Origin of the sequence: Pantoea trifolii (assembly GCF_024506435.1) — a bacterium.
Taxonomy (GTDB): domain Bacteria; phylum Pseudomonadota; class Gammaproteobacteria; order Enterobacterales; family Enterobacteriaceae; genus Pantoea; species Pantoea trifolii.
Map to the genome: position 1 here is coordinate 246393 of NZ_JANIET010000002.1, position 22092 is coordinate 268484.

General features: G+C 49.0%; 22 protein-coding genes and 4 pseudogenes. 10 read left to right on the forward strand and 16 right to left on the reverse strand.

The window, feature by feature from the left end; genetic code table 11:
* The first annotated feature begins 42 nt into the window (after positions 1 to 42).
* A complete protein-coding gene (locus tag NQH49_RS20500) occupies positions 43 to 663 on the forward strand; it encodes a TetR/AcrR family transcriptional regulator (protein WP_256698599.1) in 621 nt (206 codons plus the stop codon).
* A 367-nt stretch (positions 664 to 1030) separates the two neighbouring features.
* Here the strand turns inward: NQH49_RS20500 and NQH49_RS20505 are convergent.
* The 3 genes and pseudogenes from NQH49_RS20505 to NQH49_RS20515 all read right to left on the reverse strand — a co-directional run bounded on the left by NQH49_RS20505 (position 1031) and on the right by NQH49_RS20515 (position 3274).
* Positions 1031 to 2166, reverse strand: a protein-coding gene (locus NQH49_RS20505; RefSeq protein ID WP_256698600.1) for an IS3 family transposase whose coding sequence is annotated in 2 segments (ribosomal slippage) — positions 1031 to 1911 and positions 1911 to 2166 — 1137 coding nt in all. Because the reading frame shifts where the segments join, the coding sequence is not laid out codon by codon here.
* 125 nt (positions 2167 to 2291) lie between these two features.
* Positions 2292 to 2501 (reverse strand): annotated as a pseudogene (locus NQH49_RS23485) (DUF6434 domain-containing protein).
* Positions 2502 to 2740: 239 nt separating this feature from the next.
* Positions 2741 to 3274: a P-loop NTPase family protein gene (locus tag NQH49_RS20515; RefSeq protein ID WP_256698602.1), complete on the reverse strand. Its 534-nt coding sequence runs from the start codon at positions 3272 to 3274 to the stop codon at positions 2741 to 2743.
* 590 nt (positions 3275 to 3864) lie between these two features.
* Here NQH49_RS20515 and NQH49_RS23535 point away from each other — a divergent pair.
* Positions 3865 to 4046 (forward strand): annotated as a pseudogene (locus NQH49_RS23535) (IS110 family transposase); the annotation flags it as partial.
* A 49-nt stretch (positions 4047 to 4095) separates the two neighbouring features.
* On the forward strand, positions 4096 to 4473 hold the full coding sequence (locus NQH49_RS20520) for a hypothetical protein (protein WP_256698603.1): 378 nt from the start codon (positions 4096 to 4098) through the stop codon (positions 4471 to 4473).
* A gap of 448 nt (positions 4474 to 4921) precedes the next feature.
* Here the strand turns inward: NQH49_RS20520 and NQH49_RS20525 are convergent, their stop codons facing one another.
* From NQH49_RS20525 to NQH49_RS20535, 3 genes are all read right to left on the reverse strand, one after another.
* Positions 4922 to 5221: a DUF6678 family protein gene (locus tag NQH49_RS20525; RefSeq protein ID WP_256698604.1), complete on the reverse strand. Its 300-nt coding sequence runs from the start codon at positions 5219 to 5221 to the stop codon at positions 4922 to 4924.
* Between the two features lie 93 nt (positions 5222 to 5314).
* A complete protein-coding gene (locus tag NQH49_RS20530; protein ID WP_256698605.1) occupies positions 5315 to 6475 on the reverse strand; it encodes an IS30 family transposase in 1161 nt (386 codons plus the stop codon).
* 192 nt (positions 6476 to 6667) lie between these two features.
* Positions 6668 to 6979, reverse strand: a complete 312-nt coding sequence (locus tag NQH49_RS20535; RefSeq protein WP_256698606.1) for a hypothetical protein — start codon at positions 6977 to 6979, stop codon at positions 6668 to 6670.
* Positions 6980 to 7125: 146 nt separating this feature from the next.
* Between NQH49_RS20535 and NQH49_RS20540 the strand changes: the two genes are divergently transcribed.
* Positions 7126 to 7482, forward strand: coding sequence for a nuclear transport factor 2 family protein (locus NQH49_RS20540; RefSeq protein WP_256698607.1), 357 nt, complete (start codon positions 7126 to 7128; stop codon positions 7480 to 7482).
* A 105-nt stretch (positions 7483 to 7587) separates the two neighbouring features.
* Here NQH49_RS20540 and NQH49_RS20545 read toward each other — a convergent pair whose 3' ends face one another.
* Both NQH49_RS20545 and NQH49_RS20550 read right to left on the reverse strand, forming a co-directional pair.
* Positions 7588 to 7803 (reverse strand): YdgH/BhsA/McbA-like domain containing protein, encoded by a 216-nt coding sequence (locus NQH49_RS20545; RefSeq protein ID WP_008102115.1) that lies wholly within the window; start codon positions 7801 to 7803, stop codon positions 7588 to 7590.
* Positions 7804 to 8092: 289 nt separating this feature from the next.
* Positions 8093 to 8263, reverse strand: a pseudogene (locus NQH49_RS20550) (cupin domain-containing protein); the annotation flags it as partial.
* Positions 8264 to 8336: 73 nt separating this feature from the next.
* Between NQH49_RS20550 and NQH49_RS20555 the strand changes: the two are divergent.
* Positions 8337 to 9505, forward strand: a protein-coding gene (locus NQH49_RS20555) for an IS3 family transposase (protein ID WP_192415075.1) whose coding sequence is annotated in 2 segments (ribosomal slippage) — positions 8337 to 8586 and positions 8586 to 9505 — 1170 coding nt in all. Because the reading frame shifts where the segments join, the coding sequence is not laid out codon by codon here.
* Between the two features lie 4 nt (positions 9506 to 9509).
* On the opposite strand, the pseudogene NQH49_RS20560 reads toward NQH49_RS20555, so the two are convergent.
* Positions 9510 to 9692 (reverse strand): annotated as a pseudogene (locus NQH49_RS20560) (cupin domain-containing protein); the annotation flags it as partial.
* Between the two features lie 355 nt (positions 9693 to 10047).
* Here NQH49_RS20560 and NQH49_RS20565 point away from each other — a divergent pair.
* On the forward strand, positions 10048 to 10422 hold the full coding sequence (locus NQH49_RS20565) for a VOC family protein (RefSeq protein WP_256698608.1): 375 nt from the start codon (positions 10048 to 10050) through the stop codon (positions 10420 to 10422).
* Between the two features lie 133 nt (positions 10423 to 10555).
* Here the strand turns inward: NQH49_RS20565 and NQH49_RS20570 are convergent, their stop codons facing one another.
* Both NQH49_RS20570 and NQH49_RS20575 read right to left on the reverse strand, forming a co-directional pair.
* Positions 10556 to 10996, reverse strand: a complete 441-nt coding sequence (locus NQH49_RS20570; protein WP_256698609.1) for a GNAT family N-acetyltransferase — start codon at positions 10994 to 10996, stop codon at positions 10556 to 10558.
* Between the two features lie 242 nt (positions 10997 to 11238).
* Positions 11239 to 12261, reverse strand: a complete 1023-nt coding sequence (locus NQH49_RS20575) for an AraC family transcriptional regulator (protein WP_256698610.1) — start codon at positions 12259 to 12261, stop codon at positions 11239 to 11241.
* A gap of 64 nt (positions 12262 to 12325) precedes the next feature.
* On the opposite strand from NQH49_RS20575, the gene NQH49_RS20580 reads away from it, so the two are divergent.
* Positions 12326 to 13528, forward strand: a complete 1203-nt coding sequence (locus NQH49_RS20580; protein WP_256698611.1) for an MFS transporter — start codon at positions 12326 to 12328, stop codon at positions 13526 to 13528.
* Positions 13529 to 13572: 44 nt separating this feature from the next.
* Here NQH49_RS20580 and NQH49_RS20585 read toward each other — a convergent pair whose 3' ends face one another.
* Entirely contained in the window at positions 13573 to 14478 is a 906-nt protein-coding gene (locus NQH49_RS20585) for an alpha/beta fold hydrolase (RefSeq protein ID WP_256698612.1), read from the reverse strand.
* A gap of 209 nt (positions 14479 to 14687) precedes the next feature.
* On the reverse strand, positions 14688 to 15863 hold the full coding sequence (locus NQH49_RS20590; protein WP_256698613.1) for a glycosyltransferase family 4 protein: 1176 nt from the start codon (positions 15861 to 15863) through the stop codon (positions 14688 to 14690).
* A 294-nt stretch (positions 15864 to 16157) separates the two neighbouring features.
* Here NQH49_RS20590 and NQH49_RS20595 point away from each other — a divergent pair, with 294 nt between their 5' ends.
* On the forward strand, positions 16158 to 16289 hold the full coding sequence (locus NQH49_RS20595; RefSeq protein ID WP_256698614.1) for an ATP-binding protein: 132 nt from the start codon (positions 16158 to 16160) through the stop codon (positions 16287 to 16289).
* A 64-nt stretch (positions 16290 to 16353) separates the two neighbouring features.
* Here NQH49_RS20595 and NQH49_RS20600 read toward each other — a convergent pair whose 3' ends face one another.
* Positions 16354 to 17238: a LysR family transcriptional regulator gene (locus NQH49_RS20600; protein WP_256698615.1), complete on the reverse strand. Its 885-nt coding sequence runs from the start codon at positions 17236 to 17238 to the stop codon at positions 16354 to 16356.
* 172 nt (positions 17239 to 17410) lie between these two features.
* Between NQH49_RS20600 and NQH49_RS20605 the strand changes: the two genes are divergently transcribed.
* Together NQH49_RS20605 and NQH49_RS20610 are read left to right on the forward strand one after the other, a co-directional pair.
* On the forward strand, positions 17411 to 18547 hold the full coding sequence (locus NQH49_RS20605) for an alpha/beta hydrolase (protein ID WP_256698616.1): 1137 nt from the start codon (positions 17411 to 17413) through the stop codon (positions 18545 to 18547).
* Positions 18548 to 18631: 84 nt separating this feature from the next.
* The gene (locus NQH49_RS20610) at positions 18632 to 19846 is read left to right on the forward strand and encodes an MFS transporter (RefSeq protein ID WP_256698617.1); all 1215 of its coding nucleotides are present in this window, start codon (positions 18632 to 18634) and stop codon (positions 19844 to 19846) included.
* A 158-nt stretch (positions 19847 to 20004) separates the two neighbouring features.
* On the opposite strand, the gene NQH49_RS20615 is transcribed toward NQH49_RS20610, so the two are convergent.
* Positions 20005 to 21147, reverse strand: a complete 1143-nt coding sequence (locus tag NQH49_RS20615) for a phytanoyl-CoA dioxygenase family protein (protein WP_256698618.1) — start codon at positions 21145 to 21147, stop codon at positions 20005 to 20007.
* Positions 21148 to 21156: 9 nt separating this feature from the next.
* The gene (locus NQH49_RS20620) at positions 21157 to 21987 is read right to left on the reverse strand and encodes an SDR family oxidoreductase (protein ID WP_256698619.1); all 831 of its coding nucleotides are present in this window, start codon (positions 21985 to 21987) and stop codon (positions 21157 to 21159) included.
* Positions 21988 to 22092 lie beyond the last annotated feature (105 nt).

The following is a 22092-nucleotide window of genomic DNA, read 5'->3' on the forward strand; positions in this document are numbered from 1 at the left end:
TATTGCGTTTCCTATTTCATTTTCATGAATTTTAGAGGCACTATGAGTGACCAACTTAACCAACATCCACGTCGTCTGCCGCCAGCTGTGCGAGGGCGTGCTCAGGACAAAACCCGCGACGAGCTGATTATTGGTGCAACGCTTGAACTGCTCGGTGAAAATGGATATCACGGCCTGACGATGACCGATGTAGCGGCGCGTGCAGGAGTGTCAAAAGCAACGCTTTATCGACGCTGGAAGGTTAAGGCGGATCTCGTTGCCGATGCTGTTGCGACGCTAAATCCATTAAATCCGCCCCGTTACCCAGGCACCGGTTTACGAGACGATCTGATTGCATTGATGGAACAGGCCGGAAACTGTGACAACAATTCTGAAATCGTCACCGCGACGATGGAAATGGCAAGGTCGCAGCCAGATTTATACAGAACTCTATCCGAGCGTTTCAGCCTGTTTGTTCGCACAGAACTGGCTAAGCTAGCAGCACAGGCCGCTGATGAGGGATACGAACCTTTAACTTCGGTCCAACTCGATGTCCTGGGGGAGACGGTGGTCGCGCTGCTGGCCCATTACGCGGGACCTGCTGGCACACCTGTTCCGCAAGAAAGCTTGATCAAGTTTGTCGATCACGTAGTTTTGGTACTGATGATTGCGAAACGCTCGTAAAATAAGACAAGTTTGGGCTTAGTTTTTTGGGTGCTTTCTCGCCACATGCTTGCTGCATTTATTCAGAATTTTAGGTCCGCTTCTGGCACGAAGCGGCCAAGTCCGAGGAACTTAACGTCTGCTAGGAGCGAACAGCGGACCTAGCAATAATTAATGAGCTCATTACTTGATGCCATAATTATCAGGTAGAGACCTGACGTAATCTGCAATTTCTCCATTATAAAGAGCCGAGATACTTTCAAAGACATCCGCTAAATCTTTTCGGTTAACTTCATCAAGGGACTGAAGTGTTCCTGCAATACTCTCTTGCATCTCAATGGCTACATCAGGATTGGAGTGACCCCATTCCCGTAGACATTCGCTGTCCTCACGACGAGGCCTTTTCGAAGGCCTCTGGACTGACGCCTCCCAGGTGGCTGTGGCGTCGGGTCCGGTTGTAGAACACTTCGATATAATCAAAGATATCAGCCCGGGCCATGTCCCGGGTTCTATAGATCCGCTTTCTGATGCGCTCTTTTTTTAGCGAACTGAAGAAGGATTCCGCCACTGCATTATCCCAGCAGTTGCCGCGCCGGCTCATGCTGGGTGACAGGTTATTAGCCTGGCAGAACCGTCGCCAGTCATCGCTGCCATACTGGCTTCCCTGGTCGCTGTGTACGATAACGGTTTCCTCAGGCCTTCGTCGCCAGACGGCCATCAGAAGAGCATCCAGCGCCAGTTCGCGCGACAGTGAGGGTTTCATTGACCAGCCCACCACATTGCGGGCAAACAGGTCTATGACCACGGCCAGATACAGCCAGCCCTGCCAGGTCCGTATGTAGGTAATATCCGTTACCCAAACCTGGTTCGGTTTAACGACTGTGAACTCCCGCTGTACCCGGTTAGGCGCGATGACTGACGGACGTCCCCGTGCTCCTCGCGGGATTTTATAGCCATGTACGGCCTTGATTCTGTTCTGCCGCATAATTTTCGCTACCCTGTTTTTACTGCATACCTCCCCGATTTCTCGCAGGTCACTGTGGACCCGCCGGTATCCATAAACGCCGCCACTCAGGGTATAAGAGTCGCGGATAAGCGTCAGCAGTCGCTGATTATCCTGCTCTCCAGTTGATACCGGGCAGTGGAGCCAGACGTAAAAACCGGAACGGGCAACCTTCAGAACCCGACACATCAGTGTGATCGACCAGACCTGACGGTGATCGTTGATGAAGCGGTACTTTAGTCGGGCTCCCTTGCAAAGTACCGCGCCGCCTTTTTCAGGATATCCCGCTCCTCCTCAGTTCGCTTGAGTTGCGCTTTCAACCGGAGGATCTCCGTCCGGGCATCCAGCAGATCCTGCGCCTGGTGCCCGCTGGCATCAGGTTTTATAGAGCGGATCCATTTATAAAGGCTGTGTTGCGAGACGCCCAGGCGTTCAGATACGTCGGCGACGGAATAGCCCCGCTCGGTGATCTGGCGGACTGCTTCTTCTTTAAACTCAGGGGTAAATCGTGGTGTGCCCATAGACTCCTCCTATGCTCAAAATATAGGGCAGATTTGTCTATGGGCTCGGGGTCACTCCAAATATAGGGCAGATTTGTCTATGGGCTCGGGGTCACTCCAATAAGCGAAGACCCTACGTTCCTAGCCTAAAGTGGATGTCTGCGCTTCCACTCAGCAACCACTTCACCCAGATTTTTTGGTACGTCATTTCGTATCCAGGACTAAAACTCCCGATCAAAACGGAAATCTGAACCGCACTCATCCATCATGAAACGGCGAACGTTTTGTGTATTTTTATAATTTTTATCCACGATTGTAGAACGTGTTAATGAAGAACTATGCCAGTCGATGTTCACTTATGGGCTCCTGTTTTAAACAAACGATAGCAGCGTTTAAATTTAACACACTGAATTTGAAATACCCGCAGCTACACAAAACTGCCCAATGCATGGACGAAAGGGCTGCTGTGAGCGATTAGCAGACAGGTTTAATGATCTTCACTGTAAATTGAAGGTAGCTGGTTATGAAATTTTGCGAGTTACCGCTCTAATGAATGATAGGCTCTAGTCGGAAGCATGATAATATATTGAAAATGCTATGAAATATCCCAGCTTCGATAGCAGGCATTAATATCGCGAGGTAATGACAACATCAACTTTGGAATGGTTGCCTGCTCGAAAATTTTCCTGTGGAGAAGGCGGTTTTTAGGCGCAATACGCACAATGTATTTAAGCATTTCCCATGTCACATTCTCCCTTCGGGTAGTGATACCACCGATCCTGGGCTTTGACGAATAACATCGCCGAATATAGCGTTGCAATGCAATTGCTACCGGCACATCAAGCAGTATCAACCCTGTAGCACGTTCAAGCCGGGAAGAAATACACTTTGTGTAATTGCCCTCTATTATCCATCTTTCTCCACTAACAGCCTCTTCATGTAACCGATAAAAATCTTCTGGTACACGGGGAACCCATTTTGTATCAGGTAAATGATGCAACTGGTCCAGATGAATTAAAGGGAATGACGTCTTAGAAGCAATTGCTTTTGCCAGTGTGGATTTACCGCTATTTGATGGCCCCATGATGCATATGCGTGGGCCAAGATCATCTAATGATAAAGTATTCACCCATATCACCTAAAAGTTCAACTAATTCAGAAGATAACAAAAATACATTAACATCTAATGTAACTACAATGCTTCCTGGCAAAACGGTGGTTCGCTACTGTGTAATTAATACTACGCGGAATTAGCAACGTCCGCTTGTGGCATACTGCGGACGTAATGTTTCATCATAATTCCGATTCAAAGCAATTAGGGCGGCCGAGCAGTGCGCTGCCGGCCTTCTTAATGACGCCCTAGCGTCATGGAGGCGCCAGATGACGCGATATATAACTCCGATGGTAAACAGCGCCGTACGCCCGGCGTAGCCGGTTGATGACCCATAAAGCCTGCCAGTCCATCCCCCTCCCTTGTATCTAACATTATGTGGTGATTAGCTATCATCACACGAAGCGGAGTGAGCCGGGCCCCTCCCTGAGGACAGTCTGAATTACTGATCCTGCCTGACAGCTTGCGGCCCTGCGTTTCACCTCACACGCCAGCACATTTTGTTGAACGGTTACCGGGAGCATGACTCCGAATGTACAAGGCGAACAGGCGTGACGGTCAATGTGAGAGGAGAAGGAAAATGTTTCCTGTAGGTATACGACCTTTGCATCCTCTATGATGGCATAAAGGGTCGTATACGGACCAAAAAGAAAAAAATGACAGTAGTGCTGCAGCTAATATCATCCGCTGGCTTCGAATGCAGCACTGTGGCTTGGAGGACGTTCACCTTATTATGGAAGCAACCGGTGTTTATCACGAACGGTTAGCTCTTTCGCTGCATGAAGCTGGCGCATAATTTAACAGTATCGCTCAACGGTATAAACCTAAAGGGTCGCGTTATGCTGAGAACAAACAATAAAAAGATATTAACCCTTATATTCCCCTTACTCTTCGCTCAATTACTGAGCGGGTGCTCACTGACTCGAGTTTCTGAAAAATCGCATGCCAGAGAAGTTGAGAGCCTAAATGTTATCGGAATGAGCTTGGTTGCGGCGAAAGAAAAGTTAAGTAAAAAAGGATTTGATTGCAGCGATTATCCTGAGACCAATAGGGTGCAAACCCAATCTGGCGCACGCACTTTAATACAGCTTGATTGTAGCAAACGAAGCTTAGAACTGATTTGTCCGCAGATACGCTATGCGGTACTCAATGCCGACCCCCAAAGCTTCAAAGTGGTATTAGTGGGAAAACGCATAACTCAACAAGCATGTTTTTGATGATTAATGTTCCTACGTTAAGCCTGTTTCTTAAAGAGACATGACAGGCAACTTTGAGCGCAATGCGGACATTGCCAGAAGCATTTTATGAGAATTATCAGGGAGCAGGTCGATCTTGGCATGTTATGTTAAGCAACATATTAGTGAAAATCTAAACAGGATGTCATTCCAGTGAATGTAAACAGTTGCCAGACCTGCGGCCAACCGATGAGCAAAACACCAGAAACTATGAATTTTGACTGTGGCGGCGATTGTTTTTATTGCATGGCTCGCCATGGTGATCCAGACGCAATTGAGGCTATTGAGAGACTTACTGGCAAAAAAGTTAATGTCTGGGGAAGTTTATATAGTTCAAGTGAGACTAAGGGACGGTCATGAGCGAAAAGCGGAAGCCAATTCGATACTACGATCAAAGTTATCCTGCTGGACGTTTAACGATTTTGTCCAGCTAAAGATAATTCACATTACTGAATGAATCTGCGTACCCAAAAATTCTATAACCGGTTGCAGTCTCCATTCCAGGTAGATGAATAGTCCGAAGAATAGCGCCAACTGAAGCGTGCTGATCAGCTGAATTTGTTATCACATCAAGATAGTAGATGTCTAAATAGCCGCCCTCGCTGAAATGATAAAACCACTCGCCATCAACTGCAGTTTCATAGCCATTGATATAAGTGATTTTCCATATAGGAGGCGATTTCATAGTGACCATTGCCAGCCTGATCTCATCCCATTTTGTGTTATTCATGCAGCTATAGCGCATTCAATTAAACCTCCTAAGAGCAGCTTCGTACAAGTTAGCACACCTTGCTTTTAACAACGTCCGCTATTGGCTGTGAGTTCAACTGATGGACGCAACACATTGGTTAAAACGCTCTGCGGGTGATTCATAGTCTAGCGTTTTTCTCGGTCTTTCGTTGAGCTGTCTGGCAACGCTGTTTAGTCTTTCTTGGCTGTGAACCGATAGGTCAGTTCCTTTTGGAAAATACTGCCTAAGCAATCTGTTTGTATTTTCATTGGAGCCGCGTTGCCAGGGGGAGTGGGGATCGCAGAAGTAAACCTGGATATCTGTGGCTACAGTAAACCGGGTGTGGTTAGTCATTTCAGCACCCTGGTCCCATGTTAATGTTTTATAAAGCTCAGCAGGTAATTCCCGGGCTTGTTTGATGAGTGCAGATATAACCGTTATGGTCTTGTTGTCCCTGATCCTGGCCAGCATAACAAAACGGGAATGACGTTCTACGAGGGTGACGATATAGGAGTTTTTAGAGCCCTGGATCAGGTCACCTTCCCAGTGACCTGGTATGGCTCTGTCGGCGGCTTCAGGTGGCCTTTCGCTGATAAAGATCGTATTCGGGATTGACCCTAATCCTTTCCCTTTAAGCGATGATGTTCTGGATCTACGCACGACTCTTCCGCTTCTGAGGCATTGCTGCAGTTCTTTTTTTAATGCCCCCCGGGTTTGTATAAAAAGCGTTTTATATATCGTTTCGTGTGACACATGCATTTCCTGATTATCCGGATAACAGCGTTTCAGCCAACCGGTGATTTGTTCCGGCGACCAGTCCTGATACATCTTCTCTGCGATGATTTTACACAGTGTGGGTCTTTCAATTAGCTTGCAAGGTTTTAGTCTCAGAGCATTTTCCCACGCAGCAGTATCCGCTTTTGATGCACGGTATTGTTTTGCACCACCGTGCCTCTTGATCTCCCGGCTAATCGTTGAGGGGGCTCTCGAGAGTTTGTTTGCGATCGCCCTGATGCTGATTTTTGCTACCAGCGCTCTGGATATTTCCTCTCTTTCATAAAGTGAAAGCGCTAACGGATGACGCTTTCGGACAGGGGGGCGGTATCCACCAGTCTGGTGGATAGTGGGCATAATAGAAGAATGATATCTGTCGAACATTCTGGCGATATCATGCAAGGAATCCCCTTGCTTATATCTGTCCCAGATAATCGCTTTCTGTTCCGGCGTGTAGTTAATACGCGTTCTTCGTTTCATGGCAACGTCCCCCTTCGATTAAGGATAGCGTTGCATCGACCCATTGAACTCACAGCTCATAGCGGAACTCACTATGCAGACATGTCCGCTCGGTGCTAAAGACGGACATGACATGCAGAAGTCTGAGCAAATCCGAACAGAATGAACGTGAAATTCGATCAGGGTGATAGATAGCTTTACTCGAAGATATAGCTAGAGCTGTGAAGTAGTTTCTACCTCATGCTGGAAAACGTAAGGGTCGGAAAGTAGTTCAAACTTCGCGTCATCATGGTATTTGACCGCAATATGATAATTTTCTCCCGCGAAGGCCTTTACCGCCTCAAGATCCTGCCAGTAGGTGGCAAGGAAATAATGCTCCCAACCGTCCTGTGTTTCCCTTTTCACGAATGCGCCTCTGTTTCCCTCTACACTTCTTGAATGCCTCACACCGGTTTTCTCAAGATGCTTTGCAAAACCCTCAGCGTGTTTAAGCGGAACACAGCCATGCCACGTTCTGACGATCATTTCTCTTACCTCACTTTTGTTTTATGAAAATAAAACATAGCAAATCTCTAGTGAGGCAGTAAGCATCCTGAGAATCTTCAGCGGTTCACTGAAGCACTTTTATGTTAGAAGAGAGCATCCGGTAGGATCACTTGAGGATAAGCAGAATGCTTCTGGAAAAGCTCAGGTTGCTGGAATGCAGCCTTCACGATGACAGGCGAAACGATCGGGAGTGGCTTGAGCGGCTTCTCCACCCTGAACTCCTGGAAATCACAAGGTCAGGCGTGATGGTTGATCGTGCAGAGACGATCACGTCGCTATTAAACGAGAAAACTGCATCACCTATTATCAGCAGTAATTTCCGACTCACCGAAATGGGGGTAGGCTGCGCCATGCTTCACTACCGGACGTCTTATGATGACGGCAGTCGTCCTGCATTGCGTTCTTCCTGCTGGCTGTATTCGGATAAAGGACACTGGACTCTGGTTTTTCACCAGGGAACGCCAGCTGAAGACACTGCTTAGGTTCGCTGCTGAGATGTTCTGTTCAATGTGCCTGTATAAGGGTTCAGATACAAAAAAGGCCGCCCGTGGGCGACCTTTCCTGGCACTTCCTTTTGCGACCATCCGTTATTTGTATAGCTCAGCGGTCATGTGAACGACGTTGCCGTTGCTGGCCTCAATGATTTTGTACTGCGCGCCCTGCTGCTGGGCCTGCGCGGCGATTTTGGCCTCGGCACCGTCCATAGTCAGGGACGTTGCGGTAACGCTCTGCGCGAAGCTGGCTGCTGACATCAGTGAAAGAGCTGCAACGGCGGCGATAGACATAGCTTTGATAGTTTTCATGGTCTTTATCCTTGGTTTTTATGGTTGAAAGCGTGTTTGCTTTCGATGAGATAATGATAACCAAGGTTACTATTAGCACATTAACAATAAGTGCTGATATTGTGATCGTGCTAACTATCAAGGCAATAGGTGTACTCGATGAATGGTTCGGCGCTGGGTTATTATGTTTAATGCGGAGAACATCCCTGTAGCTATCATTTTGACGTCTGCTATTCGCTCACAGTGGACCTTCAGGTCTGTCAGATAACCGCTTCGTGCCAGAAGCGGACTGGCAAATACTCGCGAGCTGTCAGTAGGGTGAAGGAAGGTCAGAACGATCCCCTCGTGTTGTCGGATGCGAAATTACAATAAACTCTACGGGAGACCCAGTGTCATTTCTGGCTTGATGCTTTGAACCCGGTGGGATTTCCAGGCCCTGCAGAGCCTTAATATTATGAATTTCTCCTTCCAACTCCATGGAATGTAGTGGTTTACTGAATTTGGCCACCTGAACAGAGGTGATATGCTCACCTCAGAACAACACAGGTGTCCGAATGAAAAAAAGAAATTTCAGTGCAGAGTTCAAACGTGAATCCGCTCAGCTTGTTCTCGACCAGAACTACACCGTGGCTGAAGCCGCTAAAGCCATGGATATTGGCCTTTCCACGATGACGCGCTGGGTAAAACAGCTTCGTGATGAACGCCAGGGTAAAACACCCAAAGCCTCCCCCATAACACCTGAACAAATCGAAATACGTGAATTAAAGAAAAAGCTTCAACGCATTGAAATGGAGAACGATATTTTAAAAAAGGCTACCGCGCTCTTGATGTCAGACTCCCTGAACAATTCTCGCTAATCAGCGAACTCAGGGCGCGTTATCCTGTGGCGCTGCTATGCCATGTGTTTGGAGTCCACCGAAGCAGTTTTAAATACTGGCGATGTCGTCCTGCTGAACCCGATGCTGAGCGGGTACAGCTGCGCAGTCTGGTCCGGGAGCTACACAGTGCCAGCCACGGCTCGGCGGGCACCAGAAGCATTGCGGCAATGGCAACGCTCAGTGGTCGCAGGATGGGACGCTGGCTTGTCCGGCGGCTGATGAAGGAAGCAGGCTTAGTCAGTTGCCAGCAACCAAAGCACAGATATAAGCGAGGAGGCCAGGAACATGTTGCCATCCCAAACGCGCTTGATCGCCAGTTTGCTGTAGCGGAACCCAACAAAATCTGGTGTGGCGATGTCACTTATATCTGGAGCGGCAAACGCTGGGCTTATCTTGCCGTTGTCCTCGACTTGTTTTCCCGAAAACCAATCGGCTGGGCAATGTCATTCTCGCCCGACAGCAAACTGACCATGAAAGCGCTGGAAATGGCATGGGAAACGCGAGGAAGGCCATCTGGTGTGATGTTCCATAGTGATCAAGGCAGTCATTATACAAGCACGGAGTTCCGCCAGTTGCTGTGGAAATGCCGGATAAAACAGAGTATGAGCCGTCGTGGAAACTGCTGGGATAATAGCCCAATGGAACGGTTTTTCAGAAGCCTAAAAAACGAGTGGGTGCCGGTGACTGGTTATATTAACTTCAGCGAAGCAGCTCGTGCGATCACAGACTATATCGTCGGGTATTACAGCTCACTCAGGCCGCATGAATATAACGGTGGATTACCACCGAACGAATCGGAATACCGATACTGGAAAAACTCTAAAGCGGTGGCCAGTTTTAGTTGACCACTACAGAAAGAATGCCAGTAATAACAAAGAAAAACTGCCTTGAAACGGAGTGAAAGTGTCGTTTTTCAAAAGTGCCTGGCGGCATTTGTTCATGAATAACCAGCATGTCCGGGCGGTTTAACAGATACCAACCGTCGCAATCGTCGCCCCAGACATAATGCTCTGCATTATCCTTTGAAATCATTATCCTTCTCCTCTATACCTGTGTGCGTCTCTCTATACCTTAAGAAGGTTATACCGAGAGATTCTTTAGATTCACAATAGGTTATGCTTTTTGTTAATTCCTTTAAGTCCCGAACTGCATCATTCAACCTATCTGGCCGTCATGAATGAAATGTTATAGCAGTGTCCAGGCAGGACCGTAACGTCCGTTCTTCGCTCATTGCAGACCGTGCAGCGCACAGGTCAGCTTCGCGTCAATAGCGGACATTTTGTAAGCTCTCCTGGATAAATTGAGAATATGATCATGTGTAAACTTGAGCTGAATTTTAACGCTCAAGAAAAAAACTTCAGCGGAGAACATCTAATTGTTTACTCATATGCGTATTGCCAAACCCGTCTCCAATCTTGAACGATCTTTTCTGATGTATAGTCAGGGACTGGATTTACACAAATTAGCTGAATTCAATGATCATGACGGTTTCAATGGACTGATGTTAGGACGGAAGGGCTTAGACTGGCACATTGAATTCACCTTTTGCCTTAGTCATCCCATTCAACCTTTGCAAACTCAGGAGGATTTACTCGTTCTTTATTATTCAGATGAAAATGCGTGGATAGATGCCTGTGCAAGGATGATAGAAGCCGGATTCAACATGACGAACTCATTTAACCCTTACTGGGATATCAACGGAAGGACATTTGTTGACCCAGATGGATACAGAGTGGTTATCCAAAATAAGGCATGGGTATAATTTCAATTATTATTGCCAGTCCACTGGCCGTCTAGTTGCAAACCTGACGGTCTGCTCCTCGCTCACAGCGGACGGTGTTCAAATTAGTTGTTCGCTTAGGGCCATGAGCGGACATCGATGAAAATTCTGTGAATTAAACGTCACGAGATTTCTCTAATTTGATGTCAGTGCCATTGAGATCTGTTTCATTACCCCAACCGAGCTGCATATAAAATTTCGCCGCGCGACTATTCTTATCGGTTTCCAACCAGGCAATATCATGATGTTGGAATAACTCCTGCTCGGCGAGCATAACAAGCCTGCGACCTATTCCTTTGCCTTCATATTCAGGCAGAACAAAGGCCGCAAACAGACATCCTTCATCCGGAAATATCATGGAGAAGCCAATGATTTTATTATTTTCAGTCGCAACCCATGCGCAAAGACTTTTTTCAACCATATCGCCTACCACGCTTTCGGTAATACCCATCTGCCGCATCTCTTCACGGCTCAGGTGATTCTCGATTACCGATGTTCTGACGTCGAACGTTCCCTCGATATCAGAAAGTCGAGCTGTTCTTATGTGGAAACTCATTAGTCTTACTCCATGTATGACGAAATAATTTTGATAATAATGTCAAAAAAAACAACGGAATATACACTTTAAGGCGGCAAATTATGTCAGCTTTTCGCTCACAGCAGACGTCGTTTTCCTCGGGCTTGGCCGCTTTGTGATGTGAATTCAACCGATGGATGCAACACACTTATTGAACCGCTCAGTTTTTAATGTAGAGAACGGCCTCCTAAAGTTAACCCTGCATATGATAAAAATAACATTCACTCATTTACAGTATTAGCGCCTCTCTCTGATCGCTGACGCATAGCGCCCGGCGGATAGCCATTGATGCGCTTGAACGCTCTGCTAAACGCTGCCTGCGAGGCATAGCCAAGACGTAGAGCAACGGTGTCAATTGAGATCTTATCGTGAGTAATCCAGTGACCCGCGATGCGCATTCGCACTTCTCTTGCATAGCGCTGGGGAGGTATGCCGATGATTGATTTGAAGCGTTCAGCAAAAACAGAACGCGACACATGCGACTGGGCAGCAAGCTCGGCAACAGACCACTCCCGGCTTGTATCACGATGAATGGCCAGAATGGCGCGGGCAAGTCGTGGATCACGTAACGCAGCGATCAGGCCTGCGGCGTTCTCGCTACCGTTTTCGATCCATCCACGCACAATCATGGCCGCCGCCACTTCTGCGAGGCGTGCCAGAATGCCCGCAAAGCCCGCGCGTCCGGAACAGATTTCCGATTTCATCGCGCCCAGAACGGGAACCAGCCCCGGATAAATTTGTTCGTTTGCCTCAACCACGATGGCTTGCGGCATCAGTTTACCCAGGCCCTGCATTCCACCAAGATCGAACTCCATACAGCCATAAAACAGAACCGTGCTGGGTGTCGGATGCGAACTCGGGCAGGTGTTAATTCCGCTGACGGCCTCGCCTAATGGCGCAGAGCCGAACGTGTCGATATGTTGAAATGAACAGCTGGCATCCGATAAAAGCTGATGCTCCTCACCCTGCGGCATGAACACCATGCTGCCGGCGTGCAGTTCGTGCAACGTACCCTCACTTGTGCGAAGCAGCGCAGTACCCACGGCGATGTAATGAAAATAGGCGTGTCCCGGCCTGTTGCTAAAACCGACGCCAAACTCAGAACCCGTCTGCAAGCGACGATACTGCACACCACGCAGCCGCATTTCCAGCAGCAATTCACTGATGAGCTCGGATGACAGGGCAAAATATTTATTCACATGCATATTCGGAGTTTCGGGTAAAAAATCAGGGTGAGGCATCATAGATCGTCCAGTTGCTCGACTCTAGACTTGGAGCTGTGATTTTTTACTCCAGAAAGAGTGTGTTATGAGAAATGAAGCAACTGAAGCTGTATCCGCAAGTTTAACCTGTTCTGAACCCAAAGAATCCGCATGGATGGCCGTGATTTCACTGACTATGGGGGTGTTTGGCTTACTGACAGCAGAATATCTTCCTGCCAGCCTGCTGACACCCATGGCCGCCGATCTCGGTGTGACCGAAGCGCTCGCTGGTCAGGCTGTGACAGTAACGGCTGTGGTGGCCCTGTTTGCGGGTCTGATGGTTCCCCGCCTGACGCGTAATTATGATCGCCGTACTGTTTTGCTGGGTTTTACCGTGCTGATGATTGCCTCTAACCTGCTTGTCGCACTTTCATCCAGTCTGGCTGTTTTGTTAATCATGCGCATCTTGCTGGGCATCGCGCTGGGAGGCTTCTGGAGCATGGCAGCTGCTGTAGCTATGCGGCTGGTTCCTGCTCAAAGCGTCCCGCGTGCTCTCTCCGTTATTTTTAGCGGTATCGCTGTCGGAACCGTAGTTTCGATCCCGCTGGGAAGCTATTTAGGTGGGCTTTATGGCTGGCGTAGCGCTTTTATCGCTGCAACCGCAGTAGGCGTACTGACTCTGCTCTTTCAGCTGTTTACCCTTCCCGCAATGGCTCCGCGTCGAATGATGGTAACGGCATCTGTCATGGATTTACTCCGCCGCCCAGGCATTGCGGTGGGAATGACGGGGTGTGTAATTGCCCATACGGGTCAGTATGCGCTGTTTACCTATATTCGGCCGGCTCTTGAAAATATTATTCAACTTGATGTGGATCGTTTGTCTTTGATATTGCTTGGATTTGGCGTCGCTAATTTTATCGGAACGCTGCTTGCCGGGTGGCTGATGGAGAAAAGCCTGCGTCTTACCCTGATACTGATGCCAGCACTTGTTGGTGTGGCGGCATTAAGCATGATTTTGCTGCCACTCAAGGAAACAGGATTGATGTTGTTCGTTGCGTTGTGGGGAATGGCATTTGGTGGCGTTCCCGTTGCGTGGTCAAACTGGGTAGCGCGTTCCGTTCCCGATCAGGCTGAAACCGCTGGCGGCATGGTAGTCGCAGCCGTTCAGTCCTCAATTGCTGCGGGTGCTGCGTTGGGAGGATTACTTTTTGGTCTCAGCGGCGTAACCGGTGTTTTCATCGCCGCTGGTTGCATAATGTTTTTTGCCGCGCTGGTTATTGGACTAAAGGTGAGGGATACGCTGACCTGACCATTTCCTACAACAACGATTTAAATGAAGGCCAGCTACATCCTTTATTGGTTTAAGAATGACGTTACCGCTTGGGAAAACCGTTTTGGCTGATCAAGCATGACAAAGTGAAAGCTGTTATCGATGCGCGTGAAATGGACATCGGATGCAGATGCATAGGCTTGACGATACATGGCATCCACGCTGGCTGCAGGAACGCCGAATAAAGCGTCATACGCGTACACGATCTCCATCGGCGCTTTGATGCGGGCGAGTTCGGGGCGCAGATCGGTAATCATCAATTCATACACGGCATCCGCAACTGTTTTACGATCAGAATTGAGTCCCGCAGTCACCAAAGCTGGTCTCATCGCCTCAGTCTTCACTAAACGGATGAGGGATGTTTTCTGAAACTCTTTGAATTGCTCCGGCGACTGTCCCAGTAGCCAATCCCGCGTCGCTGTTGCATGCCGTTCAGAAGTCTCTGTGGTCGCCGCGGGATCAATCATCAACGTATAGAATGGCAAGGCGTCGACGATCATCAAACGACTGACCTGGTCAGGATGACGGGCCCCGATCATCAGGGCAATCTCCCCCCCAAGCGAATGGCCAATGATCGCCGGTGCTTCAATGTGCTGGATTTGAATGTAATCAGCGATGGCGTCAACTGCCGGAGCGATGACCTTGCCATCTGGATTGGAGAGGGCAGGTGTGCTTGCAAAACCGGCAAGTTCAACAAGATGAACTCGGTGGCTTTTACGCAAAGTTGCTGCTAAATCAGTCCAAACTTCGCGAGACGACGCCAGCCCCGGAATCAATATGACATCCGGTCCTGCGCCTTGCGTCTCTACAGAGATGCGTTGCGAGTTCGAATGCACTGCAGGTATCGGCTGAGTTTCTGACGCTGAAACTAAGACGGACATCAATAGAAGCGCCCCTCCGAACGTGGCACGTATATTTGCGCCAGGCATGAATGTAGTCCTTTATATTTTATCCCTGATAAACCGGGTTTGGCTGACATAAGAGTGTGTCATAAAAGGTAAAATTATTAAGGGATGGATACAAAGGATTTTAATGTTCCGCTTACAGTTTCGTGTCAAAAATGTGGGTTACTGGCAGTATTCTGAGTTGAATAAAAGGGAACAATTCACCCGCCATCAGCAATATGGACTGCACACGATCAAATGAACGTTTCATTTTTGTCAGTCTCAAAACCCATATATATCGCATTGAGTCGCTTTCTGAACAACACGGGATCGTGTTCCAGGCAAATGCGCGCGAGTGAATTTTTAGCGCGCTCTGATACGATTTTTCTGTCGCTGATGATTTGCAATATGTAGGTTTTCAACTGAGATACGATGGCATTTCTCAAAACGGTTTTGTCCTTCAATGAGACTACCGTTAGCTCTAACATCGGATTCAGGGGGCAGCGGATCAGCCAGCCGGCATTTTCTGGGTTGATTTCTGGCAGAGCCCTGACATTCGTCGTTATAACCGGGCAGCCGCATGCCTGCATCTCCAGAACGGAAAAGCCGTACGTCTCCTGCCAGGTTGGTAGTAGCCCGACATCAGAGGTCTTAATTAACGCCAGCACCGCGTCGTTGGTCAGCGACGTATGGTGACGGAATATCGGGCAATCACGCAGCTTATCTTCCACACATTTTCTAAAAACGTCGTCATCCTGGAACGCCTGGTGAGCCACATTATGCGTTTTGCCAGGATCACCAACCAGATTTACGCGCACGTCGTTCACACTTATCAGGTTTTCCCTTAAAAGCTGGGTAAAGGCCAGCACTACTTCTGCACCTCCCTTGCGATAGAACTCATTACCCACGAAGGTGAATGTCACCGGTCCTTCCTGAACAACCACGCTTTTTTTATGCAGTATCGGCTGCGGAGGATGGAGTACGTGCAGTTTGGGCCCAATGATGGCCTGCTCTTCAGGAAAATGTTCCAGCAGCCGCAGCTGAATCTGCCGTGTGGCTTCTGAGATAGCGATGATGCCCTTACAGCGCGGAGAGCAGACGTACCTGAGTTCCCGCGCCAGCTCGGGGTTGGCAAATTTCTGTATTCCGCCAACGGGCAGAACACGAGGCAGTTCGGTTTCAAAGGTCGCCACCCAGTCGCCCGGCCCCGAAGAGACTTCATTGAAAAGGTGGATAATGTCCGCATCAACGGAAGACATCAGGGGCAGTGGGCGGAAAATAAAGAGCTTGTTTTTATGCAATAAGCGCTGCCTTATAACGTTGATCCAGGTCCAGATGTTTCTGGGACGGTAATCCAGGTAGCGATGTGAAGGGTCTGTAATGATATTTCTCTTTTCCGGGTAGCCATTACCCCCCACGATAATCTTCATTTTTCCCCCTGCTGGCGAGTGCAAAAAATTAACAGGATTAATTGAAATATGCTTGCAATTAAAAATGGTAAATAGGTATTTGCGATCTATATGTAGTTATGATGTTTAAGAAAAAGTCTGAATGCGTCATGATTGCACAGGTTGTTGATACCAAATAAAAATCCGCCCTATGCTGCTGCTTTCAGACACGCTTAATTATGCACGGGTATGCAGACAAAAGACGTGTATTTGCATCTTTTTACTGGCTTTCCAGAATACTTCGGTAGAGAGAGTACCAATGCTAATTAAAAAGTTATGTGGCTGATAACCGATGAAACAGGATATCTGCCTTGCATTAAGCAAGAATCCAATCTGTTTTATCAGGTAATAGAAAAATATTATGTGAAAAGTGCAATAAGCCTGAAATCTGGGAAAGCCTCTAATTAAATATTGTCCGATCCTTTTGATCTACACAAAAAAAGAGTCTGCGGATGCTTAGGGCTCTTATCCCCTAAATTCTCAGCGTATCAATCACCGCGCGCAAAGCGGGCGACACATTGCGATGTGGATAATAGAGAAATGAACCTTCCAGACGTTGGCTGTAACGTTGCAGTACTCTGATCAGTTTCCCTTGTTCCAGATCCTCAGATACCAACTCTTTCGGGACATAAGCCAGTCCCAGACCCAGAGCGGCGGCTTTTGCTTCCATATAACTGTCAGCAAAAACCCATTGGCCTTGCGGCCGATGGGTGATTTTTTTTCCATCCTGATTGAGTTCCCATGCGTACAGGCTGCCATCACCAAACTGGTAAGCGATGCAGGGATGAACGGCTAAATCTGCCGGAACTTGCGGAAAGCCGTAGCGACGAAAGTGTTCGGGCGTACCGACAACGACCATCTCCATGTCGGGCGAAATGCGCACAGCAATCATACCCTTGCCCACTTCTGGCCCCAGACGTATACCCGCATCGAATCTTTTCGCAATAATATCGACAAACCGACTTTCGCTGATGAGTTCCAGTCTGATATCCGGGTAGTGTTGCTTGAACACCGCAAGCTTCGGCAGCAGCACTTTATCAATCGCGTGCTGGCTGGCATTGATGCGTACCGTACCGGATGGCGTCTGGCGATAGTGGGCCAGCGTAGCGAGTCCCGTATCTAAAGCATCGAATCCTGACTCAACGGTTTGATAGAGCTGCTCACCGGCATGGGTGAGCGATAATCTGCGCGTGGTACGAACAATGAGTTGAACGCCCAGTCTTTCTTCAAGCTCACGTACTGAACGACTGATTCCTGATTGCGCCAGGCCAAGGCGTTGCGCTGCGGCGGTAAAACTTCCCTCGCGCACCACCAGCATGAACAAATAGAGATCGTTGTAGTTTTCCCGTTTTGCCATTATCCCGTCCTCGTATCCGCATCGCCATTTAGAACAATTTGATATCAATCTTAGCAAATATTGCCCTCTAATCAGAACGCATACTGCTGACTAAAATGTGCGTATTGCAATAAAGCACAGCAGCGTTGTCAGTATGAAACCTGCCTCTTTTAGGTTTTTCAGGAGGATTTTGATGAATGTTTTCACCAAAAAACTGACAGCTGCGATACCTGCATTGCTGCTATGCGCATCATTTAGTGGAGTTACAACCATGAGTTATGCTGATACAAACAACCCGAACGCACCCGTTTCGCTGGTCAAAAAGTGGGACAAAACCTTTCCTGAAAGTACCAACGTTGATCATCGTAAAGTGACCTTTCAGAACCGCTACGGCATCACTTTAGTCGGGGATCTCTATCTTCCGAAGGATCGCGGTGAGCGAAAGCTGGCAGCCGTGGCCGTCAGCGGGCCTTTCGGTGCGGTCAAAGAACAGTCCAGCGGCCTGTACGCGCAGACGCTGGCTGAACAGGGATTTGTTACCCTCGCGTTTGATCCTTCATACACGGGCGAAAGTGGCGGCTACCCGCGTAATGTGGCGTCTCCAGATATCAATACCGAGGATTTCAGTGCAGCGGTTGATCTCTTGGGTCTGCAAAAAGAGGTGGATCGCAACCGAATCGGGCTGCTCGGTATTTGTGGCCTGGGCGGCATGGCGTTAAACGACGCCGCTATGGATACCCGCGTTAAAGCCGTGGCAACCAGCGTGATGTATGACATGAGCCGCGCGATGGGTCATGGTGTGGGCGATGGCAAAGACCGCTACACCACCGCCGATCGTCGTGCTGTGTTGCAGTATCTGAACGCGCAGCGCTGGAAGGATGCGGAGAGCGGCACTTTCACGGCTGGCAGTCACAACATCTATGTCGACGAAAACGGTAAAGCCAGCGCCTCTGAGCGTATTCTGCCGGAAACGTTACCCGCTAATCCAAATCCAGTTTTGAAGGAGTTTTTTGATTATTACCGAATGCCGCGTGGTTTCCATGCGCGCTCGGTTAACTCAACCGGCGCATGGAATGCAACCATGCCGCTGTCGTTTATGAATATGCCGCTGCTGAGCTATGCAAATGAAATCACTATCCCCGTGCTTGTTGTGACCGGTGAAAAAGCCCATTCACGTTATTTTGCTGAAGATGCCTTTAAAGCGATCGGGAGCAAAGAGAAAGAGCTGGTAATTATTCCAGGGGCAAACCATGTGGACTTATATGACAACGTTGCTGGAAAGATCCCGTTTGCTAAATTTGAACAATTTTTTAAATCAAATTTAAACTAACTTACTGAAATAATGCATTTTTACCATGCCACCTGTAATCCTCGGGTGGCGTTAACCTGTCTGATGTAACGCAGGGAATTGATAATGTCTACCGAAAGTCTTCAACCTCCACACAATAAAATCCATGCGTATTGGGGCGGCGTATTTGCCATGACGCTCTGCGTTTTTGTGCTGATCGCTTCTGAGTTTATGCCTGTAAGTCTACTGACGCCTATTGCCAGCGATTTGCTCGTCACGGAGGGGCTGGCAGGACAGGGCATCGCCATTTCAGGCGCACTGGCGGTGCTGACCAGCCTGACAATTTCCCGCATTGCCGGGGATCTGAATCGTAAATATCTTCTGCTGGGGCTGACAATTCTGATGGCGGTATCAGGAATGATTGTCGCGCTGGCGGCCAGCTATCCGATTTATATGTTGGGGCGGGCGCTGATTGGTATCGTGATTGGTGGATTCTGGTCAATGTCGGCGGCGACGGCCATTCGGCTGGTGCCGCAGCATCAGGTTCCCCGCGCGCTGGCGATTTTTAACGGCGGGAACGCATTGGCCACGGTTGTCGCGGTACCGTTGGGTAGCTATCTCGGGGCGACCGTTGGATGGCGGGGTGCCTTTTTATCTCTCGTACCGCTGGCGATAGCGGCGTTCATCTGGCAATGCATCAGCCTGCCTTCAATGGAAAGCGATAATCAACGCAAACCACAGGGATCGGTACTTCGTCTATTTAGAGTCTCAACCGTAGCAACAGGGCTGCTGGCCTGCGGACTGTTCTTCATGGGGCAGTTTGCCTTGTTTACCTACGTGCGGCCGTTTTTGGAAAACGTGACCAGAGTGAGTGCTTCTGGCTTGTCGTTGATTTTGCTTGCTATAGGTGCAGCAGGTTTTATCGGCACCATGATTGTTTCGACCTTCCTGAACGCAAGGTTTTATCCGACATTAATCATGATACCTCTGGTTATGGCAGCGATTGAGGGAACGTTACTCTTGTTCGGTCACAGCATGTGGGTTGTTGCCGTTTTGCTAAGCCTGTGGGGAATGCTTGCGACCGCCGCGCCAACCGGATGGTGGACATGGATCGCAAGGACGCTACCCGAAGATGCAGAGGCGGGTGGTGGCTTAATGGTTGCTGTCATCCAACTCTCCATTGCGCTGGGTTCAACAGCAGGAGGTCTGATATTCGACAGACTGGGATGGCAAAGTGCTTTCGGCTTGAGTGGTTTATTACTGCTTGGTGCGGTCGCAATGACGTTTGTGATATTTCGTCAAGATTATACGTCACTGAAGAAAGTCACCGTACGCGACTGAGAGAACAGCAGCGAGTCAGGCACTATTGCACAACGCTTATTACCGGATTAGCGGCTCAGGATCTATTGCTAATCCGGTTCATCAAATCAGATATAAACTCATCGATATGGCGTAACACTAACGTCAGGGCATTACGCCACATCATTTGCAAAACACGCCTAGGCTTTTCTCTTACTCTCGTGGTTGTCTAATTGCTGGCTGAACTCTTCCGCTGAACAGCGTTGCTGTAAAGCTTCCAGTAACAACTGCTGTTGTGTTTTGGGGACCAGTCCTCCCAGTGGTGGATCGGTATCCAGATTGGTCGGGAAGGAGTAGCCTTCACCGCTCGCCGCCACAATTGCCTGTAATTCTTCATCGCTCAGATCTTTACTCAGCAGGGTTGGATAAATCGCTTCCATCACTTTAACGTGATTCACCTTCTCCATGGTTTTGCCAAATGCGGAAGAGACCTGCAGCAAATTGGCCGTACGCACGTGATCCTGCGTGACATTATTGCCAGCGGCATGAAACAGGGCCGGATTGAAGAACAGCCCATCACCTTTTTGCAGCGGCAACTGAATGGCATGCTGCTGGAAGAACTCAATAAAACGCGGATCGCGCCATGCCAGATATCCCTCGGCATACTGCTGCGACCAGGGCAAAAGTTGCGTTGGACCAGATTCAATCGGCATATCACTGTGAGCCACCGCGCCCTGAAGCGTCAGATATTGCGACAGAATCTGCAACGGCAGAGGGAAGCGAGCAACCACGTCATTTACCTGGAAACCGAGATGGTAATCCCGATGCGGCTGTTGCGCTTTACCGCCCGGACGCACCTGATTAACCTGCGCCGTAATTTCATATCCCGGCCCGACCCAAGCTTCACAAATCAGCGCCAGCAAAGGATTGCTGTAGTAATCGATGAAGGCATCAGCATCCCGCTCCGCCACTTTTTGCAGTGCATTCCAGATACGCCCGTTACTGCCCGCTTTGGCAAAGTGATCGCCGCCGCCGCCGTTTGCCGCTTCACTGGCGAGGATATCCTCAAAGACGTTACTGCTGCGATCAACGGCTGAGACATCGCCATATAACCCCTGAACCACCAGAACACCGGGGCCGCTGGACAATGCACGATGCAGTTCAGCCAGCATGTTTTGACGGTCTGCTGTTGCAGCCGCCAGCAGGTCGTCACGATGATAGATCAGCACATTTTTATCAGCCGAACGTGCCAGCGGGAAATCGTCTTTACGCAGGGTTTGCGCGCAAATCGTGGCGAAATCGTCGAGCGAAATATGACTGTCGTTAATGTAGATATTCTTCATTTTTTTGCCTCACAGAGTCAGAGCTTGTGATGGCTGGAAGCCACCGTTATCACCACAACCAACCACACTTTGATCGAAATCGATCACCGCACCCGTCATCATTCCTGACTCCTCAGAAAGGAGAAATGCGACGCCACGCGCGACTTCGGCTGGCTTGAGCAGACGACCAAAAGGCTGCGCCTGCTCAGCGTTGCGAAGCCAGTTTTCATCAGCGTCATGATATTGCCGCTGGATGTCGTGCTCGTGTGGCGTATCCATCCAGCCAATATTCAGACCGTTTACCCGGATGCGATTGCGCATGGCGCTGAAGGCCACGTTTTTAGTCAGTGTGACCAGCGCACCTTTGGATGCGGCGTATGCCGTTAAGAAGCTCTGACCGCCATGAGAAGTCATGGTGATGATATTGACGATGCTGCCTTCAATGCCTTTGGCAATCATCAGTTTGATCGCTGCCTGCATCAGGAAAAAAGGCGCGCGAACGTTGACGGCCATAATCGCATCAAATAATTCCGGGGAAGTGTTGAGGATGGTGCCGCGATCGGACATGCCTGCGCAATTCACCAGCCCGTGCAGGGTTCCAAACGCCTTTTCTGCGGTCGCCACTACTTTTTCGCAGGCTTCTGGCGAGCTGATATCTGCTTCAACAAATATCACTTCACAACCGGTTTGACTGAGAATATCCACCTGTTCGTGTCCGGCTTTAACATTACGACCGCAAATCACAATGCCCCGGGCTCCGCGAATTGCCAGAAGACTGGCAACGGCTGCGCCTAATCCCTGTGTTCCGCCGGTCACGACGAACACTTTGTTTTTAAATCTGCTGCTGTCACTCAGGCTCATTTCATGTCCTTTGTTATTTTGGGTGAGGTAAGGTCTGTCCACTTGCTCACAGTGACCTTAGCAATTACATTCGATTAACAATACGGCGACATAACCTCAAAAAGA

Excerpts from the sequence above, each read along its gene's own strand:
- NQH49_RS20605 (WP_256698616.1), top strand. The coding sequence starts at position 17,411 with ATGAATGTTTTCACCAAAAAACTGACAGCTGCGATACCTGCATTGCTG.
- NQH49_RS20615 (WP_256698618.1), bottom strand. The coding sequence starts at position 21,147 with ATGAAGAATATCTACATTAACGACAGTCATATTTCGCTCGACGATTTC.
- NQH49_RS20575 (WP_256698610.1), bottom strand. The coding sequence starts at position 12,261 with ATGATGCCTCACCCTGATTTTTTACCCGAAACTCCGAATATGCATGTG.
- NQH49_RS20585 (WP_256698612.1), bottom strand. The coding sequence starts at position 14,478 with ATGCCTGGCGCAAATATACGTGCCACGTTCGGAGGGGCGCTTCTATTG.
- NQH49_RS20600 (WP_256698615.1), bottom strand. The coding sequence starts at position 17,238 with ATGGCAAAACGGGAAAACTACAACGATCTCTATTTGTTCATGCTGGTG.
- NQH49_RS20520 (WP_256698603.1), top strand. The coding sequence starts at position 4,096 with ATGCTGAGAACAAACAATAAAAAGATATTAACCCTTATATTCCCCTTA.
- NQH49_RS20595 (WP_256698614.1), top strand. The coding sequence starts at position 16,158 with ATGTGGCTGATAACCGATGAAACAGGATATCTGCCTTGCATTAAGCAA.
- NQH49_RS20535 (WP_256698606.1), bottom strand. The coding sequence starts at position 6,979 with ATGATCGTCAGAACGTGGCATGGCTGTGTTCCGCTTAAACACGCTGAG.
- NQH49_RS20610 (WP_256698617.1), top strand. The coding sequence starts at position 18,632 with ATGTCTACCGAAAGTCTTCAACCTCCACACAATAAAATCCATGCGTAT.
- NQH49_RS20500 (WP_256698599.1), top strand. The coding sequence starts at position 43 with ATGAGTGACCAACTTAACCAACATCCACGTCGTCTGCCGCCAGCTGTG.
- NQH49_RS20620 (WP_256698619.1), bottom strand. The coding sequence starts at position 21,987 with ATGAGCCTGAGTGACAGCAGCAGATTTAAAAACAAAGTGTTCGTCGTG.
- NQH49_RS20565 (WP_256698608.1), top strand. The coding sequence starts at position 10,048 with ATGCGTATTGCCAAACCCGTCTCCAATCTTGAACGATCTTTTCTGATG.
- NQH49_RS20525 (WP_256698604.1), bottom strand. The coding sequence starts at position 5,221 with ATGAATAACACAAAATGGGATGAGATCAGGCTGGCAATGGTCACTATG.
- NQH49_RS20530 (WP_256698605.1), bottom strand. The coding sequence starts at position 6,475 with ATGAAACGAAGAACGCGTATTAACTACACGCCGGAACAGAAAGCGATT.
- NQH49_RS20590 (WP_256698613.1), bottom strand. The coding sequence starts at position 15,863 with ATGAAGATTATCGTGGGGGGTAATGGCTACCCGGAAAAGAGAAATATC.
- NQH49_RS20570 (WP_256698609.1), bottom strand. The coding sequence starts at position 10,996 with ATGAGTTTCCACATAAGAACAGCTCGACTTTCTGATATCGAGGGAACG.
- NQH49_RS20580 (WP_256698611.1), top strand. The coding sequence starts at position 12,326 with ATGAGAAATGAAGCAACTGAAGCTGTATCCGCAAGTTTAACCTGTTCT.
- NQH49_RS20545 (WP_008102115.1), bottom strand. The coding sequence starts at position 7,803 with ATGAAAACTATCAAAGCTATGTCTATCGCCGCCGTTGCAGCTCTTTCA.
- NQH49_RS20540 (WP_256698607.1), top strand. The coding sequence starts at position 7,126 with ATGCTTCTGGAAAAGCTCAGGTTGCTGGAATGCAGCCTTCACGATGAC.